Annotated in this window: 18 protein-coding genes and 1 pseudogene; 5 read left to right on the forward strand and 14 right to left on the reverse strand. The window is 61.3% G+C overall.

The window, feature by feature from the left end; all coding sequences use genetic code 11:
- Window positions 1-6 precede the first annotated feature (6 nt).
- From ACM110_RS22200 to cpaB, 5 genes are read right to left on the reverse strand one after another with little or no spacing between them, the layout of a single operon-like run.
- A complete protein-coding gene (locus ACM110_RS22200) occupies window positions 7-891 on the reverse strand; it encodes a type II secretion system F family protein (protein ID WP_416129457.1) in 885 nt (294 codons plus the stop codon).
- Between the two features lie 10 nt (window positions 892-901).
- Entirely contained in the window at window positions 902-2,182 is a 1,281-nt protein-coding gene (locus ACM110_RS22205; RefSeq protein ID WP_416129458.1) for a CpaF family protein, read from the reverse strand.
- Window positions 2,179-3,366 carry an AAA family ATPase gene (locus ACM110_RS22210; protein ID WP_416129459.1) on the reverse strand — a complete coding sequence of 396 codons (1,188 nt, stop codon included), beginning with the start codon at window positions 3,364-3,366 and terminating at the stop codon, window positions 2,179-2,181. Before ACM110_RS22210 ends, ACM110_RS22205 begins: the two co-directional genes overlap by 4 nt.
- On the reverse strand, window positions 3,363-4,625 hold the full coding sequence (locus ACM110_RS22215; RefSeq protein WP_416129460.1) for a type II and III secretion system protein family protein: 1,263 nt from the start codon (window positions 4,623-4,625) through the stop codon (window positions 3,363-3,365). The genes ACM110_RS22210 and ACM110_RS22215 overlap by 4 nt, the downstream gene beginning before the upstream one ends.
- A gap of 21 nt (window positions 4,626-4,646) precedes the next feature.
- Window positions 4,647-5,597 (reverse strand): Flp pilus assembly protein CpaB, encoded by a 951-nt coding sequence (cpaB, locus tag ACM110_RS22220; RefSeq protein WP_416129461.1) that lies wholly within the window; start codon window positions 5,595-5,597, stop codon window positions 4,647-4,649.
- A 321-nt stretch (window positions 5,598-5,918) separates the two neighbouring features.
- Between cpaB and ACM110_RS22225 the strand changes: the two genes are divergently transcribed.
- Window positions 5,919-6,116 carry a Flp family type IVb pilin gene (locus ACM110_RS22225; protein WP_416129462.1) on the forward strand — a complete coding sequence of 66 codons (198 nt, stop codon included), beginning with the start codon at window positions 5,919-5,921 and terminating at the stop codon, window positions 6,114-6,116.
- 74 nt (window positions 6,117-6,190) lie between these two features.
- The gene (locus ACM110_RS22230; RefSeq protein WP_416129463.1) at window positions 6,191-6,604 is read left to right on the forward strand and encodes a response regulator; all 414 of its coding nucleotides are present in this window, start codon (window positions 6,191-6,193) and stop codon (window positions 6,602-6,604) included.
- Between the two features lie 495 nt (window positions 6,605-7,099).
- On the opposite strand, the gene ACM110_RS22235 is transcribed toward ACM110_RS22230, so the two are convergent.
- The 4 genes from ACM110_RS22235 to ACM110_RS22250 all read right to left on the reverse strand — a co-directional run bounded on the left by ACM110_RS22235 (window position 7,100) and on the right by ACM110_RS22250 (window position 12,970).
- Entirely contained in the window at window positions 7,100-8,770 is a 1,671-nt protein-coding gene (locus ACM110_RS22235; RefSeq protein ID WP_416129464.1) for a ShlB/FhaC/HecB family hemolysin secretion/activation protein, read from the reverse strand.
- 126 nt (window positions 8,771-8,896) lie between these two features.
- Window positions 8,897-10,375 (reverse strand): collagen-like triple helix repeat-containing protein, encoded by a 1,479-nt coding sequence (locus ACM110_RS22240; RefSeq protein ID WP_416129465.1) that lies wholly within the window; start codon window positions 10,373-10,375, stop codon window positions 8,897-8,899.
- A 385-nt stretch (window positions 10,376-10,760) separates the two neighbouring features.
- The gene (locus tag ACM110_RS22245) at window positions 10,761-11,615 is read right to left on the reverse strand and encodes a MaoC family dehydratase (RefSeq protein WP_416129466.1); all 855 of its coding nucleotides are present in this window, start codon (window positions 11,613-11,615) and stop codon (window positions 10,761-10,763) included.
- A gap of 2 nt (window positions 11,616-11,617) precedes the next feature.
- The gene (locus tag ACM110_RS22250; RefSeq protein ID WP_416129467.1) at window positions 11,618-12,970 is read right to left on the reverse strand and encodes a 3-oxoacyl-ACP reductase; all 1,353 of its coding nucleotides are present in this window, start codon (window positions 12,968-12,970) and stop codon (window positions 11,618-11,620) included.
- 265 nt (window positions 12,971-13,235) lie between these two features.
- Here ACM110_RS22250 and ACM110_RS22255 point away from each other — a divergent pair, with 265 nt between their 5' ends.
- On the forward strand, window positions 13,236-14,513 hold the full coding sequence (locus tag ACM110_RS22255) for an acetyl-CoA C-acetyltransferase (protein ID WP_416129468.1): 1,278 nt from the start codon (window positions 13,236-13,238) through the stop codon (window positions 14,511-14,513).
- 198 nt (window positions 14,514-14,711) lie between these two features.
- Window positions 14,712-15,503, forward strand: a complete 792-nt coding sequence (locus ACM110_RS22260; protein ID WP_416129469.1) for an AraC family transcriptional regulator — start codon at window positions 14,712-14,714, stop codon at window positions 15,501-15,503.
- Window positions 15,504-15,593: 90 nt separating this feature from the next.
- Here ACM110_RS22260 and ACM110_RS22265 read toward each other — a convergent pair whose 3' ends face one another.
- Together ACM110_RS22265 and ACM110_RS22270 are read right to left on the reverse strand one after the other, a co-directional pair.
- Window positions 15,594-16,361, reverse strand: a complete 768-nt coding sequence (locus ACM110_RS22265) for a methyl-accepting chemotaxis protein (RefSeq protein ID WP_371920820.1) — start codon at window positions 16,359-16,361, stop codon at window positions 15,594-15,596.
- Window positions 16,362-16,451: 90 nt separating this feature from the next.
- Window positions 16,452-17,540: pseudogene (locus ACM110_RS22270) on the reverse strand (cache domain-containing protein); the annotation flags it as partial.
- Window positions 17,541-17,987: 447 nt separating this feature from the next.
- On the opposite strand from ACM110_RS22270, the gene ACM110_RS22275 reads away from it, so the two are divergent.
- The gene (locus ACM110_RS22275) at window positions 17,988-18,881 is read left to right on the forward strand and encodes a PA4780 family RIO1-like protein kinase (RefSeq protein WP_338584549.1); all 894 of its coding nucleotides are present in this window, start codon (window positions 17,988-17,990) and stop codon (window positions 18,879-18,881) included.
- 138 nt (window positions 18,882-19,019) lie between these two features.
- Here ACM110_RS22275 and cueR read toward each other — a convergent pair whose 3' ends face one another.
- The 3 genes from cueR to ACM110_RS22290 all read right to left on the reverse strand — a co-directional run bounded on the left by cueR (window position 19,020) and on the right by ACM110_RS22290 (window position 22,354).
- Entirely contained in the window at window positions 19,020-19,418 is a 399-nt protein-coding gene (cueR, locus tag ACM110_RS22280; RefSeq protein ID WP_416129470.1) for a Cu(I)-responsive transcriptional regulator, read from the reverse strand.
- Window positions 19,415-21,808: a heavy metal translocating P-type ATPase gene (locus tag ACM110_RS22285; protein ID WP_416129471.1), complete on the reverse strand. Its 2,394-nt coding sequence runs from the start codon at window positions 21,806-21,808 to the stop codon at window positions 19,415-19,417. Before ACM110_RS22285 ends, cueR begins: the two co-directional genes overlap by 4 nt.
- Window positions 21,809-21,970: 162 nt before the next feature.
- Window positions 21,971-22,354: a hypothetical protein gene (locus ACM110_RS22290; protein WP_416129472.1), complete on the reverse strand. Its 384-nt coding sequence runs from the start codon at window positions 22,352-22,354 to the stop codon at window positions 21,971-21,973.
- Window positions 22,355-22,513: the final 159 nt, after the last annotated feature.

Consider the following 22,513-nt stretch of genomic DNA (forward strand, 5'->3'; position numbering starts at 1 on the left):
ACAGGTTCATAGGCTGCGCAACATACGCCACAGCGCCAGACACCCGAACACCTGCAAGGCGATCGCGCTCACCAGCATCATTTGCCCGGAGCCGTCGTTCCACATGGTTAGCAGGTATTTCGGATTGGAGATCAGAAAGTAGGCGGCGACTGTGATCGGCAGCAGCGCCAGGACCACCGCCGTGACCCGGGTTTCGCCGGTCATGGCGCTCAGCTGGCGAGCGGCTTGTTCACGTTCGCGGATCATCTTGATCAGGTTTTCCAGCAGCTCGCTGGCGTTGCCGCCGTAGCGGTGGTTGACCTTCAGGCCGAGGGCGAACAGGCGCAGTTCGTCTTTGTCGTACAGTTCGGCGAAGTCCGAAGCGGCATCCGGCAGGCTGACACCCAGCTGCACGTTGCGCTGCACCCGGCCCAGTGCGTGCTTGAGTGGATTCTCGGCGGCGTCGATGGCACCGAGCACGGCATCGGCCAGGGTGCGTCCGGACTTCAGGCTGCGCACGGTGTGATCGAGCAGCGGCGGCAATTGTTCGATCATGCGCTTGAGCCGGCGCTGGTATCGCCACTGCACATACAGCCGCAAAACCACCGGAGGCAGCAGCAACAGCACGAGCAACCCCAGCCAGCCGCCCGCGACCAATCCGAGTAAGGCGCCCAACCCCCAAAGTGTCAGCCATAACCCCAACCGTTCCATGGGTCGACCCAGGCCTGCGCGCAAAAAGGCGCGCTCCAGTGCCACCCACGAGGTTTTCTGCACCACGCGTTCCGGTTGCCCTTGAGTCAGGCGTTCCAGTGCGCGCTCGGTGCCGGGTTGGCGCAGCCCTCGGATGAGCAGGCGCACCGACAGACCGAGCAGTGACAGGCAAACGAGGGTGAGCAGCAACGGTTTGAGCATGCCGTGGCCTTCAGTACGCGTTGGAGGAGAGCGTCGCCTCGCGACGCAGTTTGTCGCCGGCGGGGTTGGCCGCTTCGCGCATGAAGCCGAAACCTGTGCGCCGATCGAGGCGGAACAGGGTATTGGTGACGTACACGTCTTCGCGGATGCCGATCACCTCGACCACTTCGCTGACGCAACGGCGGCCATCGGGCATGCGCGTCAACTGGATCACCACATCCAGCGCTGCGCAGATCATTTGCCGCAGCGTCCGTTCGGCGATGCTGCGGCCCGTCAGGCCGACCAGGGTTTCGAGTCGCAGCAAGGCATCCTGGGCATTGTTGGCGTGCACGGTACTCATGGAGCCGTCGTGGCCGGTGTTCATCGCGGTGAGTACGTCGACCACTTCGACTCCGCGAATCTCGCCGAGGATGATCCGGTCCGGACGCATCCGCAGGGCGTTGCGAATCAGGTCGCTGGCCTTCACTTCACCATGGCCTTCGGCATTCGGCGGACGGGTTTCCAGGCGCACCACATGCGGGTGGCCAAGTTGCAATTCGGCGACGTCTTCGATGGTTACCAAGCGTTCGTGGGGGTTGATCAACTGGCTGAGAATGTTCAGCAGCGTGGTCTTGCCGGTGCCGGTGCCGCCGCTGATAAGAATGTTGCAGCGCTTGCCTACGGCTTCTTGCAGGAACTCGAAAATCGCCTGATCGATGGTTTGCGTGGCCATCAGGTCGGTGCTGTTGAGCATGTCCTGGCGGAATTTTCGAATCGACAGGCACGGGCCGTCGAGGGCAATCGGTGGAATGATCGCGTTGACCCGGCTGCCGTCCGGCAGGCGTGCATCGACCATCGGCGAAGACTCGTCAAGCCGCCGGCCCAGCGGCGCCAGAATGCGCTGGATGACACGCTCGACGTGGTGCGCATCGATGAAACGCAAATCGCTCTGATGCAATACGCCGTCGCGCTCGATGAACACCCGGTGCGGGCCGTTGACCAGAATCTCGGTTACCGACGAGTCGCGCAGCAGCACTTCCAGTGGGCCGAATCCGGTGAGCTCGTCGACGATTTCTTCGGCCAGTCGCTCCATCTCGTAACGGGAAATCGCCAGGTGCAAACGCGCGATGTACTCGGCGACTTTGTCGATGACGAACTGCGACAGCACTTGCCGCGAACCTTCCAGCAGGTTTTTGCCGGACTCTTCGATGGCATCGATGATGTAGCGGTGCAGCACCAGTTTCAGGCCATCGTGATCGGTGTTGCCGGCCACCGCACGCGGGCTGGCGCCGAACAGTTTTTCTGCGCTCATTGCACACCTCGCAAGCGACTGAACCAGGACTTGGGTTTGGCCAGGCTTTCGGAGCGTTTGGCCAGGCGTTCACCGAGGGTGCGCAGGCTTTGGGTGAGGACTTCGCGGGGCGCCAGTTCAAACAGGGTCACTCCCTGGTTCTTGGCGTTCAGGCGCACCTCCGGGCTGTAGGCGAGGGTGGCGATGATTTCCATGCCGAAGCTTTTGCCCAGGGCATCGGAGTCCGGTGCGACGCTGCGCAGGTAGCGATCGATCAACAGCCTGGCGTGATCGAGTTTCATGCCTTTTTCGCGCCACAGGTTTAGCACCGCGAGATTGCGCCGGCAGTCGATCACGTTCTGGTCGGTGTACCACAACAGCTTGTCGCAGTGGCTGACGAAGGTGCGCAAGGCTTCGCTGTCCGGTTGGCCGGTGAGGTTCACCACGATGTGCTGGAAGTGTTGGCGCAGGGCGCTGAGCAGCATGTACAACTCGGCAGCGCTGGTGTGTTCCAGCGCTTCATCGTTGCTGGCGTAGGCGAGGATACGTAGCCCCACTTCGCAACGGGTGAAGGCGCTGTCGATCAGCGTCGCGTCGAGGCGGCGCACATGGCGCAAGGCATCGCCGAAATGAAACGAACTCTCCAGTCCCAGCAAGGCCAGGCTGTCGCCGCGCGGCAATCCGAGATCGAGCAGCAGGGTTTGCTGGCCGCTCTTTTGTACTACTTGCGCCATATGGTTGGCGAGCAGCGCGCCATCGGCATTGCTCTGCACCCCGTACAGCACGGTCAGGCCGCCAAGCTGAGTGTTCGGCGCCACGGGCGGCAGGCGTTTGCCCAAGCGGCGCACCAGACCGGCGACTTCACTGGAGCGCGAGCCATAGGCGACGAAATCCCGCGCCCCGGCGCGCATGGCATTGAGCACGAGTTGGTTGTCCATGCCGTCGCCCAGCGCGACGATGGCCAGCATCGGCTTGGCTTCCAGTGCACCTTCGATCAGCGCGCATTGGGCGACCACGTGTTCCCGATCAAGGCCGACAAACACCAGGCTGGCGAAGGTCACGTCTACCAGCGCCAGCAGTTCGTCGAGGCTGCCGCCACCGGCGCTGACCACTTGGCCCAGCGGGGTGAGGGCGCCTTGCAGCCACTCCAGATCGGTGCTGTTGCGCGTGATCGCAAGAAAGGTCTGACTCAGGTTCTGGCTCATTGCGATAGCCCGCTGCGTTTATCGAAGTCGCCGTTTTCGAGGAAGTACAGGCGATACCAGTTCGGGTCGTAATTGCGCAGTTTTTCACCGGGCAGCGACGGCAGTGGTGCGTTGACGGCCAACGGCTGCACCAGGTGCGGCGTGACGATCATCAGCAGTTCCCGTTCTTCGCGATTGATCGAGGAGCTGCGAAAGAACGCGCCGAGGATCGGGATGTCACCCAGCCCCGGAAACTTGTTCACCTGCGAAGTGTTTTGCGTGCTGATCAAACCGCTGATGACAAAACTCTCGCCATCGGCCAGGGAAATGCTGGTGTCGGTGCGGCGGATGGTGAAGGCCGGCACCGTGGTGCCGCCGATGGTCACGGCGTTGTTGTAGTCCAGTTCGCTGACTTCGGGGGCGACCTTGAGGGCGATCTGGTCATTGCTGACCACCGTCGGCGTGAGCGTCAGGCGGATGCCGAATTCCTTGTATTCGATGGAGTAGCTGTTGCTGTTTGCGCTGGGGATCGGGATCGGAATTTCACCGCCCGCCAGGAAGCTTGCGCTCTGTCCGCTGATCGCCACCAGGCTCGGCCGCGCCAGGGTGTAGGCAAAACCGCTGCCTTCCATGGCATTGATGATGGCGAGGAAGTTACCGCCACCGGCGACGATGTTGAACATGTCGTTGGCCAACGGAATGCTCGGCACGGCAATGCGTGGATCGAGGTTGCGCAGCGGAAACACCCGTGGCGTCACTGCTGTGCCGGGCACGGTGCCGGGGGAGCCGAACAGGAAGTTCGAGTTTTTGCCGTAGATCGAGGTGCTGGCCTCTTTCAGTTTGGTGCGGCTGACTTCGACGAAGCGGATGTCGGTCTGCACCTGCGATGGCAGCAAGGGATCAGCGGACGGTAATTGTCGCGCAGTGGTCATGGCTGTTGTTGCGCGACCCTGGACGAACACCATGCTTTGGCGCGGTGCGCTGGCGCAGGCGGTCCAGACCATCAGGCTGGTCGTGCCGGGGGCGACGCCGGTGAGCATGAACGCCTGATTGCCATTGACCCGCACGTCGGCGATTTTCGGGTCACCGACGGCGATCCGGGTAATCGCCACGGGTGACTGCAGTTCCTGTTGCTGACCTTCGCCAACTTCCAGTGCGGCCGGCAATGGGCCGAGCGTGGCGCAACTGCCGGTTGCAGCGATTGCCGACGCCAGTGGCAAGCCGCTCAGCAAGGTGGCCCAGAACAAGCCGTTGAACAACGGCGTAATACGTCTGCGCATTAAAAGGCGTCCTTGCTCGATTCAGGGGGTCTTTTGAGTGATTTCATTGCCGCGGATGACTTCCACATTCGACTTGCGCGGCGCGGCGGCACCGCTGGCGACGACAGGTTTGGGCGGCGATGTCATGGCCAGTTGATTGAACTGAATCAGCTGGCGATTGGCGTTCGCGATGTTGGCCGGGGCATCGCTTTCGCCGGCCCAGTAACGGGACAGGCGTTTTTCATCGGCGCTGCGCACGGCCAGGCGTAACACCCCGGCCTGCGCGGCGAGCATCAAGCGGCTCAGCAGTTGTTCGGGCACGGCGAGCAGCACGGTGCGGGCGCCAACGCGCTGTTGTTCCTGTCTGAGTCTGTCATCGTTGCTGCGGGCCGGGCTGGCGGGTTGGCCGTCGTTGGTCAAGCCCATTTGCTCGCCCACTCCCAGCACACGCAAGGCAGGGACCACCAGTTGTGCCGAGGGCTGAAGGTTGTCGGTGTCGCCGCGCAAAAACAGCAGCACATCAACATAGTCCCCCGGTGTCAGTTGACCTGCGGCATTGATCACTTCATCCACGGCGACGGCGAGGGCGCGTTCATCGGGGCGAATCATCCGCGCCAGCGTGCTGCCGGCTTCAAAGCTTTCGTCGCTCAGCCAACTACCGGCGCTGAGGGCGCGCCACGGTGTGCGGCCAATGGCTTGATCGAGGCGGGTCAGGCTGCCGGCGGGAACGGTGCGGAGTTTTTCCAGGGCAACGTCGGCGGCGGTGATTTGCACAAACGGGGCGATGTCACGTTGCAGAACCACCACGGGCTGGCGGGTGGTGTCTTCTTCCTGCGGCACAGGTGCCTGAGCGGTGGTTCCCGGTGTGGTGGTCGCGGGTTGCGCAACGGCGGCAGCGGCCGGTTGACGGTTTGACGTGAAGCCCCAGTAACCGGCAATGACAGCGCCCACCAGAGACAATCCGGCAAGACTCAAGATGAAACGGCTGTTCATGACGGCTCTCCCTTTCCTGCTGCTAACGACCTCGTCTATCCAACGAGAAAACTTCGCAATCAGGCAGCTATGAACATAAAACTATTTCGCTATTTGACCGTAGCGCAGCTAGAGCAAAACGCCATTACCGAAGGCTAAAAATCCAGTGAAAGTAAAACTTTACGATGAAATGTCATGTTTTTTGACGTCAACGAAACGACTAATACTTTCGTGTTAATGCGTATTTACAGTTGTTGGGTAGGGGAATGCCGACAATGCTGGTGCTGGCACAGGGGAATCATGTTGCGCTTATGCAACACCCGGTGCTCCAGGAGATAGGTCATGTCTTTTTCGAAGCTTGTTCAGAAGGTCAAATCGGAAGTCGCTTTTTACAAGGGGCTGATCAAGGATACCGAGGGTGCTTCGGGTATTGAGTACGCGATTATTGCTGCCATGGTGGCGGTGGTGCTTGCCGGATTCAGCACAGGCGTCAAAACCTCTATCACAACGACTTTCACGGCGATCAAAGCTGCGTTGTGACAAAGACGCCGGTCATCGGCGATTGTTTCAAAGTGATCCTAACGTCTGCGCTCAGTCCATTGCAGGGTTGCCTTATGAACGCTCCAGCATCGCCGCGACAGCAACTTCTTCTGGTCGATGACGAAGAAGATGCATTGCTCGAACTGGCGGAATTGCTGGAGGGTGAGGGGTTCAACTGTTTTACCGCTACGTCGGTCAAGCTTGCACTGCAACACCTGACGCGCTATCCCGATATCGCGCTGGTGATCACCGATTTGCGCATGCCGGAAGAGAGTGGCATGTCGCTGATCAAGCGTTTGCGCGACCATACTTCGCGGCAGCATTTGCCGGTGATTGTGATGTCCGGGCATGCGGATATGGACGATGTGAGTGACATGTTGCGGTTGCAGGTGCTGGATTTGTTTCGCAAGCCGATTTATCACGTGAGGTTGTTGGAGACTTTGAATAATTTGTTTCCGATGCCGCAGGTTTATTTGGTCAAGGGGTGATCTGCGTCTTGATTGATTTTGGTACATATCCGTTTCTTCGGTAACGGCTACTTATGGTTTCGCCCTTACGGCGAGTCCCTTTTGTCAAACGACACAAAAGGAACCAAAAGGTCTCGCCCCTTACGTACGGCACCTCGCTAGAGCTCGGTGTTCCTTCGCTCCGGCATTCATCCGGGGGCATCGCCTCCGGTCTGCTTCGCGACGACCTCCTCTCGATGTGTGCGGCTTCGCCGCACGGCGCTACGCGCCCACCCCCGGATAAACGCCTCCACTCAGCCTTCCGATGGGGCGGGTGGATCAAGATCAAAAGCGGCAGGCGAGCTAACGCTCGGCCTGTGGAGTGGTGAAAAGCTTGGGTGTACGCCGCGTTGCTCTACTGTGGGAGCTGGCTTGCCAGCGATGGCGGCCTGCCAGCCAACCAATTTCTTACGGATACACCCGTCTCCTGTGGGAGCCAGCCCGCTGGCGATGGCGCCCTCTCAGCCAACCCATCTCCTACAACTGATAACTAAAACTAACGCTATACCGCGGCCGCCGATTGAAAGTATCCAGCGCTTCCTCCGACATCGCCTTGGCCACCTCCAGCGCAATGTTGTAGTACCGGGCATCGCCAAACCGCAAACCCACCGCCGCCGATGACATGTCATTGGCCTTGACGGGCAAATCGTTGAACCAGGTCTTGGCCCGGTCCAGCACCACATACGGTTGCAGGACCCGCACCCAATTCCCCTCGCGATTGAAGCTGTAGTTCACCTCGTAGGCCACGCCCCAACCCTTGTCGCCGGATGCCTGGTCGTCGGGGTAGCCACGCCCGAAGTTTTGTCCGCCGAACACGGCGCGCTCGCTGTCGGGCAAGGTGTCGTCGCTCCAGTACAGCGCGGCGGACAGTACGCCTTGCCAGTTGTCGAAAAACTTGTCGCTTTGCACACCCGATAACCGCAGCCGGAAGAAGTCCAGGTCGAGGGTGGTGTTGTTGGTTTTTGCGCCCATGCCGTCGATGCCCTGATACAAGCCGCCGCTGAGGATACGCAGGCGTTGCGCGTCGGCTTTGCGCCAGTCGCTTTCGAACGCCAGGGCGCGGATGTCGGTGCGTTCTTCGACGCTGAGCGGGAAGCCAACCACCGTGTAGCGGGTCTTGTCATTGACCGCATAAAGACGCGAACCGGCGCTGAGCAATTCGTTGGGCGAGGCGATCACGGGATGACTGAAGCCGATCGAGTAGCGATCGTTTTCCCGATGGGGTTTGAGTTCGAGGCCGTTGTCCAGTTGCACATTCGTGCCCGGGTCGGCGCGGTAGCGCGAGGCGGATAGCGCCAGTTGCGTGCCTTCGGCATTGAGGAACTGGTTGTAGTCCAGACGGTAGTAATGTTCGTCATCATCGCCCGGTGGAAACAGGCCGCTGAGGCTCAGTTGTTCACCCATCACCGTCTGGGAATTGCTGCTCACACCGAGCAATGCCTGGAGACCGTTGCGATTGTCTTCGGTGGTGCTCATCGTACTGGTGAAAGGTTTGCGGCTGGCCTGGGCGATCAGTTGGGTTGCGCCGTCGGTGGTGCCCGGTGGCGGCACTTGCGCCTGCAAGCTCACGCCGGGGATGCGGCTCATCAGTGTGGTGTAGCGTTCGAACGTTTTGCGGGTCAGCGGTCGTTCGGCCTGGAGCTTGGCCACCAGTTTATCCAGCAAACCTTTGACCCGTCCGACGTCGCCCTGCAGTTGATAATCCTTGATGTAACCCTCCACCAGCACCACGCGCGCCACGCCGTTTTCGAACGTCTGTTGTGGCAGGAAGGCGTAGGACAGCAGGTAGCCATCCTGTTGATAGCGACGCGTGATGTTGCGGGTCGCCTCGATCAGATCGGCCATGCTGGTTTCGTGGCCCAGCAGCGGCTGATAGACCGCAGCCAGTTCGTTCAACGGGTAGATCGTCCCGCCTTCGATCTGCACGGTTTTCAGGGTGACTTTGGTGCCCATCATCAGCGGTTGGGCCCGGGTCGCGCCGGGTTCCGGGACTTGCAGTGGCGCGGCAGTCGGACGATAAGCGTCGGCGGGCAGGTTCGGCACGGGCAGGTTGCGGATGGTTTCGTTGCTATTGAGAAAACTGGGCAAGATGTCGGCGAGGAGGGGGGAGCTGAGGGGCAATAGCAGCAAGCAAGCCATAACGCGCATGGGACACTCCTTGTTTGCGTATGGATCTCCATGATCCAAAGAAAAGGCGGAAGACTGAGCAGGATCTTCCGCCTCCAACCAAGCGTAGGCGCTGTAGGTATGGCCGTCGATGCGGCCAGGTGCAAATCAGCGGCGGTTGCCGCCCAGTGCGCCGGTCAGTCCGCCCAGCACGCCACCGAGACCACCGGTTGTGCCAGTGCCGCCATTGACCAGGCCGCCGGCGGCAGTGACGGTCCCGCCCACGGTGGTGACTGTATTGCCCAGTGCGGTGACCACCGGGTTGGCGTTGCTGCCGGCAATCGCGCCGCCGAGGTTGGCGACCGCAGCGCCGGCCTGGCCGGTTAGGCTGGCGACGGGGGCACCGATCCCGGTGGCGCCGCCGATGTTTTGGGTGAGCCCGGAAACGGCGGTTGTGACCGGGTTGATCGCGGCCCCAACGTTCGTACCGAGTGTGGCCAAAGGCGCGGTCGGGCCGGTGCTGGCGATGCCGCTGCCGCCGAGTGCGCCACCCACCGTCGCGATCAGATTGCCGCCGGCAACTCCATTCACTCCGGCTGCACTGACCACGCCATTGGTGTTGCCGATATTCAGTCCGGCACCGACGTTCACCACGGCGCCACCCACCGTTTCGAGCAAGCCGCTGCCGCCCGATCCGCTGCCATTGGACACCAGACCGCCCGCCTTGCCGACCGTGGTCCCGGTGTTGCTCAGTGCGCCGCCCACGGTGTTGGTCAATGCATTGCCATTGCCGGCATCGGTGACCTTATCGCCCACGCCATCGACGCTGTCGCCGACCTTCTTGACGATGCCTTTGAGTGGATCACCCAGACCGGTCGCGTCACCGATCTTGTCGGTGGTGCTCTCGACCATGGCGATCACCGGCACGAGTTTGTTGCCGACTTCTTTGGTCACCGAGCCCAAGGGACCGGTCGTGGTGGCGGTGCTCAGGGTGTCGCCTAGCATGGTGACTTTCTCGCCGACGCCATCCAGTACCGGTGCGACTCGGGTCACTACACCGCCGACGACAGGAACACTGTTGGTGGCGGTAGCGAGTTTGCCGCTGACATCGGACACGCCGTTGCCGACATCCTGCACCACGCCACCCACCGCCGACGCCGTGACGCCGAGACCGTTCGGATCGGTGCCCAGTTTGCCCAGGCCATTGGCGACGCCGTCGCCCAGTGTGCTCACCACGTTGCCGGTTGTGTTGGCCACGCTTTGCACCACGCCACCGACCACCGGCACTGAGCCCAGCGAGTCGCCGATCTGCCCGACACCCTCGCCGACGCCACCCACGGTGGTGCCGACATCCTGTATCAGCGTGGTGGTCACCAGCGGTGCCGCGCCGGGGTTGGTCGGGGTGGTGGGATCTGTCGGATCTGTCGGGTTGGTGGGATTGGTCGGGTCGGTGGTGCCGCCGCCAGTGCCACCCGTTCCGCCGCCACTGCCGCCCGTTCCTCCGGTGCCCGCCGTGGTTTCACTGTCCGGCGAGGAACTGTCGGAGCTGCTGTGATGGCCGCCACCGCCGCTGCTGCAACCGGCCAGGCCGAGGGAGAGAATGAGCGCCAATGCTGTTGCCGATTTGCACCACACTTGAGTGTTCATGAGTGAGAGTCCTTGCACCTGTAACAACGTCGTTGTCTTCGATGGCTGACCGGTTCTGTCGCCGGCCATGTCTTCGTCCGTTGTCCACATGACAATCGCAAGGGCTCTACGACGCCACTCTCAACTTGGTATTAAACCGTTTTATACAGGCGCTGGCGTGCTGCCCAAGTGCTAATACCTTGGGTATAGGCGCGGATGAAAATGCTTTTTAAATCAATGGCAGATGTTGGCGGGGCGGGATGGGGCGAGGGGATGAAAACTTAAGTGATATATACACAATTGACCATGTTTGAGCGCCGAAAAAGATCGCAGCCTGCGGTTGGAATGTATCCCCTTGTAGGAGCTGCCGCAGGCTCGGGCCGCGTTCGGACGATCTTTTGATCTGTCAGGCAATCGGCCGCCAATGCCCGACCATATGCTCAAGATCCCCGGCCCCGATCAATTGCAGATCACCACTGGACCCCGCCGCGCTGGCCAGCAATGCGACTTCGCTGGGCAGGCGCACCGGTTTTCTGAACTGCACCGCAATCTCGATGTTCGCCGTCGGCAGATGGTCGGCCAGCGCGGCCAGTGTGCGGGCCTTGTTCCATAGCCCGTGGGCGATGGCCGAGGGGAAGCCGAACAACTTTGCACTGGCCGCGCTCAGGTGAATCGGGTTGTAGTCGCCGGAGACTTTGGCGTAGCGCCGGCCGATGTCGGAAGGCGCTTTCCATTGCGCGACCTGCGTCAGCGTCAGCGTCGGAACGAGCACCTCTTCGACAGGCTCGCCTTCGAGCTTGACCCCACGACAGAGCATCTGGCTCTGCGCTTCCCACAACGGCCCCAACTGATCGTCCAGGGTCGTCAGCAGATCGAAGGTCGCCCCTTTGGCGTGAGGTTGCAGGTTCTGCACCTGCACGCTGACCCGCACTCGATTGACCCCGCCCATGGGTCGCAATATACGAATGCGATTGCTGAGGTGAATCAGCCCCAGCAGCGGAAACGGAAACTCTTTGGCGGTGAGCAATTGCATCTGCAAGGCGAAAGCGAGGATGTGCGGATAAGTCGGCGGCAGCAGGCTGTTGTCGGCGAAACCGCAGACTTGGCGATAGGCTGCCAGGCGTTTCGGGTCGACGTCGACCCAACAGCGCAAACCTGAATCGGGCAGGGTGGTGCCGGTAATTTTTCGTCGCGTCGCTGCTCGCGCGTAAAGCCCCGGCAGGCTTGGTTCGCGGTTGAGCGTGTGCCAGTCAGTGATCATGTTTAAGCCCCCAGAACACTTTGCCCGCAGACGCGCAAGGCCTGTCCGGTGAACGCGCCAGTGCCCGGTTGCGCCAGCCACGCCACCGCTTCGGCGACGTCTTGCGGCAGGCCGCCCTGGCCCAGCGAACTCATGCGCCGCCCGGCTTCGCGCAGGCCGAACGGAATGTGGGCGGTCATCTGGGTTTCGATGAAACCGGGCGCGACGGCGTTGATGCTGATGCCGCGTTCTTGCAGCAGCGGTGCCCAGGCTTGCGCCAGACCGATCAACCCGGCCTTGCTCGCCGCATAATTGGTTTGTCCGCGATTGCCGGCGATGCCGCTGATGGACGCCAGCAGGATCACCCGACCGTCGTCGCTCAGGCTGCCGTTGTCGAGCAAGGCCTTGGTCAGCACTTGCGGCGCATTGAGATTGACCGCGAGCACCGCGTCCCAGAATTCCGGGGTCATGTTGGCCAGGGTTTTGTCGCGGGTGATGCCGGCGTTGTGCACCACGATGTCGATGCCGTCCGGCAATTGTTCGATCAATTGCGTGGCGGCGTCTTCGGCGCAAATATCGAGGGTGATGCTGCGCCCGCCGAGGCGTGCGGCGAGGGCTTCGAGATCGGTTTTGGCGGGTGGCACGTCGAGCAGGATGACGTCGGCGCCGTCGCGGGCCAGGGTTTCGGCGATGGAGGCGCCGATGCCACGCGCCGCGCCGGTAACCAATGCCTTGCGCCCGGCCAGCGGTCGCGTCCAGTCACTCACCTGCGTATCGCAGGCGTTCAGGCGAATCACCTGGCCGGAGACGAACGCGCTTTTCGGCGAGAGGAAAAACCGCAGCGGCCCTTCCAGTTGATCTTCTGCACCTTCGCCGACATGGATCAGCTGCAAGGTGCCGCCGCTGCGCAGCTCTTTGGCCAGCGAGCGACTGAAACCTTCCAGAGCGCGCTGCACGCTGGCCGCGAACGGATCGCTCAGGGTCTGTGGATCACGCCCGAGAATCACCAGATGCGCGCAGTGATCGAGGTTCTTCATCAGTGGCTGAAAGAACTCGCGCAGCTGTTTGAGCTGATCGGTTTGCACCAGATCACTGGCATCGAACACCACGGCCTTGAGTTTCGGCCCGTGGCCGGGAATCCATGCAGTGGCCATCGAAGGCTCGGTGCCGTAGCTGTAGATCGCATCGGTCAGGCGGTTGGCGAAGGCGCTGACTTTCTCCGCCAGCGGCCCGCCACCGATCAGCAACGCACCGTCTACAGGCCGCAGCCGGCCTGCTTGCCAGCGTTCCAGGCGGGTCGGCGAAGGCAGGCCCAGGGCCCCGACCAGACGATGGCCGATGGAGGAATTGGCGAAGTCGATATAGCGGTCAGACATGGAACGCGCTCCGAAAGCTGGGGTTCAAAGTGTGGACCATGAATGGCGATCAGTCGTTCGATCCACGAGATTAGGCCTACGCTTGATCACAGCACATCGGTTGATCCCGAATTCTCTGTGACCATGCAATCCCTGTAGGAGCCGAGCTTGCTCGCGATGGCGGTGGGTCAGTCGACTTCAATGTAGCTGAGATACCGCCATCGCGAGCAAGCTCGGCTCCTACAAGGGAGCGGTGTTCAAACTTGATTTATCGAAGGAGCTTTTCATGACTCAACTGCACCGCGTCGCGATCATCGGCGGTAACCGGATTCCTTTCGCCCGTTCCAACGGACCGTACGCCACCGCCAGTAACCATGACATGCTCACCGCCGCGCTCGAAGGTCTGATCGAACGCTACAACCTGCATGGCCTGCGCATCGGTGAAGTGGTTGCCGGGGCAGTGCTCAAGTTGTCGCGAGACATGAACCTCACCCGCGAGTGTGTGCTCGGCTCACGGCTATCGCCTTCGACCCCGGCCTACGACATCCAGCAAGCCTGCGGCACCGGGTTGGAAGCGGCGTTGCTGGTGGCGAACAAGATTGCCTTGGGCCAGATCGAGTGCGGCATTGCCGGAGGCGTCGACACCACATCGGATGCGCCGATCAGTGTCAGCGAAGGCCTGCGCAAGATCCTGCTGCAAGCCAACCGCGCCAAGAGCACCGGCGATAAACTGAAAACTTTCCTGCAATTGCGGCCACGGGATTTCATCCCCGAGTTCCCGCGCAACGGCGAGCCGCGCACCGGTCTGTCCATGGGGCAGCATTGCGAGTTGATGGCGCAGACCTGGAACATTTCTCGCGAAGCTCAGGATCAACTGGCGCTGGAGAGCCATCAGAAACTCGCCGCGTCCTACGCCGAAGGTTGGCACAACGATCTGATGACACCGTTCCTCGGCCTCACCCGCGACAACAACCTGCGCCCGGATTCAACGTTGGAAAAGCTTGCCGCACTCAAACCGGCTTACGAGAAAAGCGCCAAGGGCACGTTGACCGCAGGAAACTCCACGCCGTTGACCGATGGCGCGTCGCTGGTGTTGCTGGGCAGCGAGCAATGGGCCAAGGAGCGCGGCTTGCCGATTCTTGCCTACCTGCGCGATGGCGAAGCGGCGGCGGTGGATTTCGTCAACGGTGCCGAAGGCTTGCTGATGGCGCCGGTGTACGCCGTGCCGCGCTTGCTGGCGCGCAACGGCCTGACTTTGCAGGATTTCGACTACTACGAAATCCACGAAGCCTTCGCCGCGCAAGTGCTCTGTACCTTGAAGGCCTGGGAAGATCCGGAGTACTGCAAAACCCGCCTCGGCCTCGATGCGCCACTGGGCTCGATCGACCGCAGCCGACTCAACGTCAAAGGCAGTTCACTGGCAGCGGGGCATCCGTTTGCCGCTACGGGTGGGCGCATTGTTGCCAACCTGGCGAAGCTGTTGGATGCGGCGGGGAAGGGGCGTGGGTTGATTTCGATTTGTGCGGCGGGCGGGCAGGGTGTGACTGCCATCATCGAACGTTGAAAATTGTTATGGGTTGAAACCAGAAACCTGTGGGAGCTGGCTTGCCAGCGATGGGGACCGCGCATATGACATCTCTGTTGCCTGACACACCGCTATCGCTGGCAAGCCAGCTCCCACAGGGGATTAGCGGTGTTGAATAGATTGGGGGCATGAATTAACTTCGCTCTCATCAGCCGTCTCGCAACACAAGGCTCGTCAATGCCGACCAACGGACAAATCTCCCTCGAACGCAGCATCCCGCCGATCACCGCGCTACCGCGCCCGCTGTACGCCCGGGTGGAGAGCCTCAATGCCGGTTCGTGGACGCCGTCCCATCGCCACGACTGGGTGCAGTTTTCCTACGCCATCAGCGGCGTTCTCGGCGTGCACACCGCCGAGGGCAGTTTCTTCGCGCCGCCGCAGTGGGGGATCTGGATTCCGGCGGATCTTGATCATCAGGTGGTGACATCTATGCGCGCCGAGATGCGCAGCCTGTACGTACGTCGCGAAGATTGCCAGTGGGCCGACGGGCGTTGTCGGGTGCTGGAAGTGACGCCGCTGGCCCGGGAGCTGATCAAGAGTTTTTGTTTGTTGCCGGTGGAGTATCCGCAAGGCGACAGTCAGGAAGCGCGGCTGGTGGGTGTGTTGCTGGATCAATTGGCGACGCTGCCGGAAGTCGGATTTTCCCTGCCGTTGCCACGCCATGAACGGTTGTTGGGATTGTGCAACGAGCTGATCGAAAACCCCGAGCAACACGCGACCTTGCAGGCATGGGCAGAGCGCTTGGGCACGTCGGAGAAAACCCTGATGCGTTTGTTCCAGCGCGAAACCGGGTTGAGTTTTCGCGGCTGGCGCCAGCGTATGCGGCTATTGTCGTCGTTGAGTTTGCTGGAGGAGGGGGACAGTGTGACCAATACTGCATTGGCCTGCGGGTATGACTCGACGTCGGCGTTTATTGCGGCGTTCAAGGGGTTGTTCGGGTTTACGCCGGGGGAATTGTTCAGGCAGTAATGGGGCTAAAAGATCGCAGCCTGCGGCAGCTCCTACAGGGTATGCACCGATCCCGTGTAGGAGCTGCCGCAGGCTGCGATCTTTTGATCTTCAGGTTCTGAACCGGCGAACCAACCCATCCAGCTCATTCGACAACCCGGCCAGGCTCTGGGAATCCAGGCGCGCCGAGTTGGCCAGTTCCGCCACCAGTTGCGCATCGCCATGGATCTGGCTGATATGGCGGTTGATGTCTTCGGCCACTTGGTGCTGTTGTTCCGCCGCCGTGGCGATCTGGGTGTTCATGTCGCGGATTACGTCCACCGACTCGCGGATCTGCCCGAAACTGCTGCGTGCTTCGCCGATGCGGGTGACCGATTGCTGCGATACTTCCAGGCTCGCATGCATTTGCTGGGTCACCTGGCTGGTGCGCTTGGCGAGGTTGCCCAGCAGCCCGTCGATTTCTGCCGTGGAATCGGCCGTGCGCTTGGCCAGCGCCCGCACTTCGTCGGCCACCACCGCAAATCCACGACCTTGTTCACCGGCGCGTGCCGCTTCGATGGCCGCGTTCAGGGCCAGCAGGTTGGTCTGTTCGGCGATCGAGCGAATGGTCCCGAGGATCGACTGGATGTCGTTGCTGTCGCGCTCAAGCTGTTGCATCGACTGCGCTGACTGTTCGATTTCCTGGCTCAGGCGATCCACGCTGTTTACCGCCGCATCGATCTGTTGCTGACCTTCACGGGCCTGACGCTGGCCGCTGTCCGCCGACTCGGCGGCCTGGCTGCAAGAGCGTGCCACTTCGTTCGCGGTGGCGACCATTTCGTGGAACGCCGTGGACACCATGTCCACCGCTTCACGCTGGCGCCCGGCGGCTTCAGCCATGTCGCTGGAAACCTGGGTCGAGCTCTTCGAGGTGGCGAGAATCTTGGTCGCGGCGCCGCCGATGCTCTGGATCAGGCTGCGAATCGCGGTGAGGAACTGGTTGAACCAGTTGGCCAGTTGCGCGGTTTCATCGCTGCCACGCACTTGCAGGTTCTTGGTCAGGTCACCTTCACCTTGGGCGATGCCTTCCAGGCCGTCGGCCACGCTGCGGATCGGCCGCACGATGACGCTGGCGAAACTGGCACCGACAATGGCGAAGACCACGGCCAGCACGGCGGCGATGATCGCGATCAACCAGGTCAGTTGGGTCGCGGTGCTCATCACGTCGCTTTGCTTGATCAGGCCGATGAAGGTCCAGCCCAGTTGCTCGGACGGCCAGACGTTGGCCATGTAGCGTTCGCCGTTGAGTTCGACTTCGACCAGGCCTTTGCCGGCCTTGGCCAGTTGCGCATAACCGTCGCCGAGGCTGCCAAGGGCTTTGAAGTTGTGTTCCGGTTGCTTCGGATCGACCAGCACGGTGCCGGAGTTTTCCAGCAGCATCAGGTAGCCGGTTTCGCCGAGCTTGATCTGTTTGACCAGTTCGGTGAGCTGTTTGAGCGACACGTCGATGCTGACCACGCCGCCGTTGGTGCCCAGCTTGTTGTCGATGGTGCGTACGGTGCTGACATAGGACGTATCGTTTTCGGCCCAGTAATAGGCCTCGGTACGGAACGGCTTACCCGGTTTGGCCTGGGCCGCCTTGTACCACGGACGCTGGCGCGGATCGTAGTTGGCCAGCTTGGCATCGTCCGGCCACGACACATAACCACCCGCGGCGGTGCCGAGAATCGCGTAGGCATAGGATGGGTGAGCGTTGCCCAGGTCCTGCAGGAAACCGAAGAGTTTTTTGTCCGACTCGCCCTGAGGAATGCTGGCGGCGTTGGCGCTCATGTAGGTCTTGAGGCTGTCGTCGGAGTTGGTGATCAGCGGTTGCTTGGCCAGATACTCGACGTTCTGGCTGATGCCGTCGAAGAACAGTTGCATGGCATTGCTGACCTGACGGATTTCGCGACCGCTGTTGTCGACGAATTCGTCCTTGGCATCACTGCGCAAGTTCAGCACAACGAGGGTGGCGACCAGCACCACGGGCAAGCAGGCGATGATTGCAAACGCCCAGGTCAACTTCTGTTTGATGTTCATCCGCGCTCCAGATTTTCTTGTAGGCCCACGCAGTGCAGATGACTCGCGGTTTTTTGGCAGCCGTAAACGTTTTTTGGTCAACCCGGGTCCATGAGTGCGACATCGCTATTGTTGGTGCTGCAATTGTCGGACAAATCAGTTTGTCACTAAGGACTTCGGCTGTTGTCGGAGGAAATTGAGGCCTGTTCCGAAAAATCCTGCGAACGGTCGTGTCCAGGTGTCAGCTTCTGTCACAAATGCCCATGCAGCCCCCGGACAACAAGTGCTTCAGGCTCGGTTATGATCCGGGGCGGACGGGGGATGGGGCGCAGGTTTTCGTGATGAAACCGGCACATTGTGTGCATCTGCAATGTTCATAGGTCGGCACCCCCTCCCCCGATTGGGTGGATTGCCGTATAACGAATGACTTTCGCGTGTTTGGTAATAAAGGACCCACAATAAAAGCTGATGAAGACTCCAAAACGCATTGAACCCCTGATCGAGGACGGTCTGGTCGACGAGGTGCTGCGCCCACTCATGAGTGGTAAAGAAGCAGCTGTTTACGTAGTGCGCTGCGGTAACCAGTTACGTTGCGCGAAGGTCTACAAGGAGGCGAACAAACGCAGTTTCCGTCAGGCGGCCGAGTATCAGGAAGGCCGCAAGGTGCGCAACAGCCGTCAGGCCCGGGCCATGGCCAAGGGTTCCAAGTTTGGTCGCAAGGAAACCGAAGACGCCTGGCAGAACGCTGAAGTGGCGGCACTGTTCCGCCTGGCCAACGCCGGTGTCCGGGTGCCCAAGCCGTATGACTTCCTTGAAGGCGTGCTGCTGATGGAATTGGTGGCCGACGAGTACGGCGATGCCGCGCCGCGTCTGAACGACGTGGTGCTGGAGCCAGACCAGGCGCGCGAGTATCACGCGTTTCTGATTTCGCAGATCGTGCTGATGCTGTGTACCGGCCTGGTGCACGGTGACCTTTCCGAGTTCAACGTGCTGCTGACTCCGACCGGCCCGGTGATCATCGACTTGCCGCAAGCCGTGGACGCAGCGGGCAACAACCACGCGTTCAGCATGCTGGAGCGGGATGTGGGCAACATGGCGTCCTATTTCGGCCGGTTTGCGCCGGAGCTGAAAAAGACCAAGTACGCCAAGGAAATGTGGGCCTTGTTCGAAGCGGGCACCTTGCACCCGGCCAGCGTATTGACCGGCGAGTTCGACGAACCGGAAGAGTTGGCCGACGTGGGTGGCATCATGCGCGAGATCGAGGCCGCGCGCCTTGATGAAGAGCGCAAGCAAGCGGCCCGTGCCGCTGATGACGCACCACCCAACAAAGCCGAAGAGCCGCCTCCGCCGTGGATGCAGTGATCGGTTAAACAAAAACCCGGCTTCGGCCGGGTTTTTTGTAGTCCCCTGTAGGAGCTGCCGAAGGCTGCGATCTTTTGATCTTTGCTTCTAAAATCAAAAGATCGCAGCCTTCGGCAGCTCCTACATACAAGCCGATTTTCAGTTGCAACACCCCGACTCGAGATTCTTCAAAATCGGACAATCCGGCCGGTGATCCCCCTGACAGTGCTCAACCAGATCCTGCAACGTATCGCGCAACTGCCCCAGTTCGCGGATCTTCTGGTTCAACTCATCGATATGCTGCCGGGCCAGGGCCTTCACATCGGCGCTGGCGCGCTGGCGGTCCTGCCACAGGGTCAGCAGCTTGCCGACCTCTTCGAGGGAAAACCCCAGGTCCCGGGAGCGCTTGATGAACGCCAGCGTATGCAGGTCGTCATCGCCGTACATCCGATAACCGCTGTCGGTGCGATGGGCCGCCTTGAGCAAACCGATGGACTCGTAATAACGGATCATTTTTGCGCTCAGGCCACTATGGCGAGCCGCTTGGCCGATGTTCATCGGTTGTCCTCCAGATCCTTGGGCTTCCAGGTTTTCAACAGTAACGCATTGCTGACCACGCTGACGCTCGACAATGCCATCGCCGCACCGGCCAGCACCGGATTGAGGAAACCGAAGGCCGCCAGTGGAATGCCGATCAGGTTGTAGACGAAGGCCCAGAACAGGTTCTGCCGGATCTTCGCGTAGGTCTTGCGGCTGATCTCCAGCGCCGCCGGCACCAGACGCGGATCGCCACGCATCAGGGTGATCCCGGCTGCATGCATGGCCACATCGGTGCCGCCGCCCATGGCGATGCCGATGTCAGCCGCCGCCAAGGCCGGTGCATCGTTGATGCCGTCACCGACCATTGCCACCACGCCGGTTTTCTTCAGCGCCGCGACGGTGGCGGCTTTGTCCGCCGGCAGCACTTCGGCGTGTACGTCGGTGATGCCCAGCGCCTCGGCGACGACTTTGGCACTGCCGCGATTGTCACCGGTCAGCAGGTGGCTGCTGATGTGCCGTGCATTGAGTTGCTGCACCGCTTGCAGAGCGCCGGGCTTGAGCGTGTCACCGAAGGCGAACAGGCCCAACACTTTCGGCGCGGGGCTTTGCTCGATCAGCCAGGACAGCGTCCGGCCCTCGGTTTCCCACGCAGTGGCTGAGTCAGCCAAAGCGCCTGTGCTCAGACCGCTTTCTTCCAGCAGGCGCCGGTTGCCCAACGCCAAACGACGACCATCCAGGTTGCCAGCGATACCGCGCCCGGTCAGGGATTGGCTGTCAGTGACATCGGCCACGGACAAATCGCGTTCTTTACACGCATCCAGTACAGCTTTGGCCAATGGATGCTCGCTGCCCCGTTGCAGAGCTCCGGCCCATTGCAGCAGGGTGGCTTCGTCACCATCGACGGCACTCAAGTGGGCGATACGCGGCGTGCCCGAAGTCAGGGTGCCGGTCTTGTCGAACACCACCGAACTGACTTCATGGGCACGCTCCAGCGCTTCGGCGTCCTTGATCAGAATCCCGTAACGCGCCGCCACGCCAGTACCAGCCATGATCGCCGTCGGCGTAGCCAGACCCAGTGCACAAGGGCAGGCGATCACCAGCACCGCGACGGCGTTGATCAGCGCGGTTTCCAGCGGCGCGCCATACAGCCACCAACCGACCAGCGTCGCCAACGCCAGCAGCAGGACCACCGGGACGAAAATCTGGCTGACTTTATCCACCAGTTTCTGGATCGGGGCTTTCGCCGCTTGAGCGTCTTCCACCAGACGGATGATGCGGGCCAGCACGGTTTCCGCGCCAAGTGCTTGCGTGCGAACCAATAGCCGACCTTCACCGTTGATTGCGCCACCGGTTACCTTGTCTCCGGGTTGTTTGGGCACCGGCAGGCTTTCGCCGCTGATCAACGCTTCATCGGCATGACTCTGGCCTTCGACCACTTCACCGTCCACCGGGAAACGTTCGCCGGGTTTGACCATTACCAGATCATTGAGGCGCAGGGCGCTGATGGCGACGTCCCGTTCTTGGCCGTCAATCACCTGAATCGCCCGCTCCGGACGTAACGCTTCAAGGGCGCGAATGGCGCTGGCGGTCTGGCGCTTGGCGCGGCTCTCCAGATATTTGCCCAGCAACACCAGAGCGATCACCACCGCCGAGGCTTCGAAATACAGATGCGGCATGCGGCCTGCAGCGGTGGCCCACTCGTAGACACTCAAGCCATAACCGGCGCTGGTGCCGAGCGCGACCAGCAAATCCATGTTGCCGGCACCGGCGTGCACGGCTTTCCACGCGGCCACATAAAACCGTGCGCCGAAGATGAATTGCACCGGTGTGGCCAAGGCGAATTGCGCCCAGGCCGGCAGCATCCAGTGCACGCCGAACGGTTGCAGCAGCATCGGTAACACCAGCGGCAAGGCGAGGGCGATGGCCGCGATCAAGGCCCAGCGCTCGCGGTGCAGACGGGATTGTTGATTGTCGGTTTGTGGGTGCTCGGCTTCCCAGACGCTCGCGGCGTAACCCGCCTTGGTCACGGCAGAAATCAAGGCTTGCGGATCGATCTGCCCGAGCAGTTCCAGGTGCGCGCGTTCGTTGGCGAGGTTGACGCTGACGCTCTTCACCCCCGGCACTTTGTTCAGTGCCCGCTCGACGCGACCGACGCAGGAGGCGCAGGTCATGCCGTCGATGCTCAGTTCAATCGACTGCTGCGGCACGCTGTAACCGGCCTTTTGCACCGCATCCATCAAGGCTGGCAGGCTGTCGGCAGGCGCCTGAACCCGGGCCTGTTCGGTGGCCAGGTTGACGCTGACGGCACTGGCGCCGATGACTTTGCTCAAGGCACGCTCGACACGCCCGGCGCAACTGGCGCAGGTCATGCCGGCAATCGGCAGATCGAAAGTGGTGGATTCGGACATCGGTCGCGCTCCCTGTAGAAGATGCCTACAGGATCAACCTTGCCATGCTGGCAAGGTCAAGCGCCATTTTCAAAGCAAAAGTTCGCAGCCTTCGGCAGCTCCTACAAAATTATGTGTACGCCTGTAGGAGCTGCCGAAGGCTGCGATCTTTTCACAGACGACTCAGTACCCCAAGCCTGCGCGTTTCAGGTACATCCCTTCCTGCGTCATCGCAATCCGGTACTTGAGCACGTCGCCGGCCCTGAGCTGGATGTCCTGCGAACCCGGTGCGAGCATGCCCGGGTTGCAGCCCGCTGCCTGACCCGGCAGCAGTTTGAGGCGCAGGGACACATTGCCCGGCGGCAGGTTGAACGAAGTGCTTTGCTCTTGAAACAGCCGCGCCGCCAATTGATCCTGGATATACACGCCGATCTCGCAATTGGTCGCGACTTCCAGGCGCTCGCGGGAAATGATCAGCACGCCATAGTCCTCCCCGGCGGCATGGGCCGAGGGCAGGGCGGCGAAAAGGCTGAGGAAGCCAAACAGGCTGAAAGCTGACCAGCGCATGGCTGAATCTCCTGAGTCGAGTCATAGATGAACGCAGCTTGGCCGAGCGCGGCGCCGATTGCCAGCCCGGCAGATCACTGCAGAACTTGACCTTGCCACGGTGGCAAGCTCAAGACTGTACTCAGCCTCATTCATGAGCCTCATTAAAGGAGTCATTCC

Origin of the sequence: Pseudomonas sp. NFX98 (genome assembly GCF_047784845.1) — a bacterium.
In the GTDB taxonomy this organism is placed as follows: domain Bacteria; phylum Pseudomonadota; class Gammaproteobacteria; order Pseudomonadales; family Pseudomonadaceae; genus Aquipseudomonas.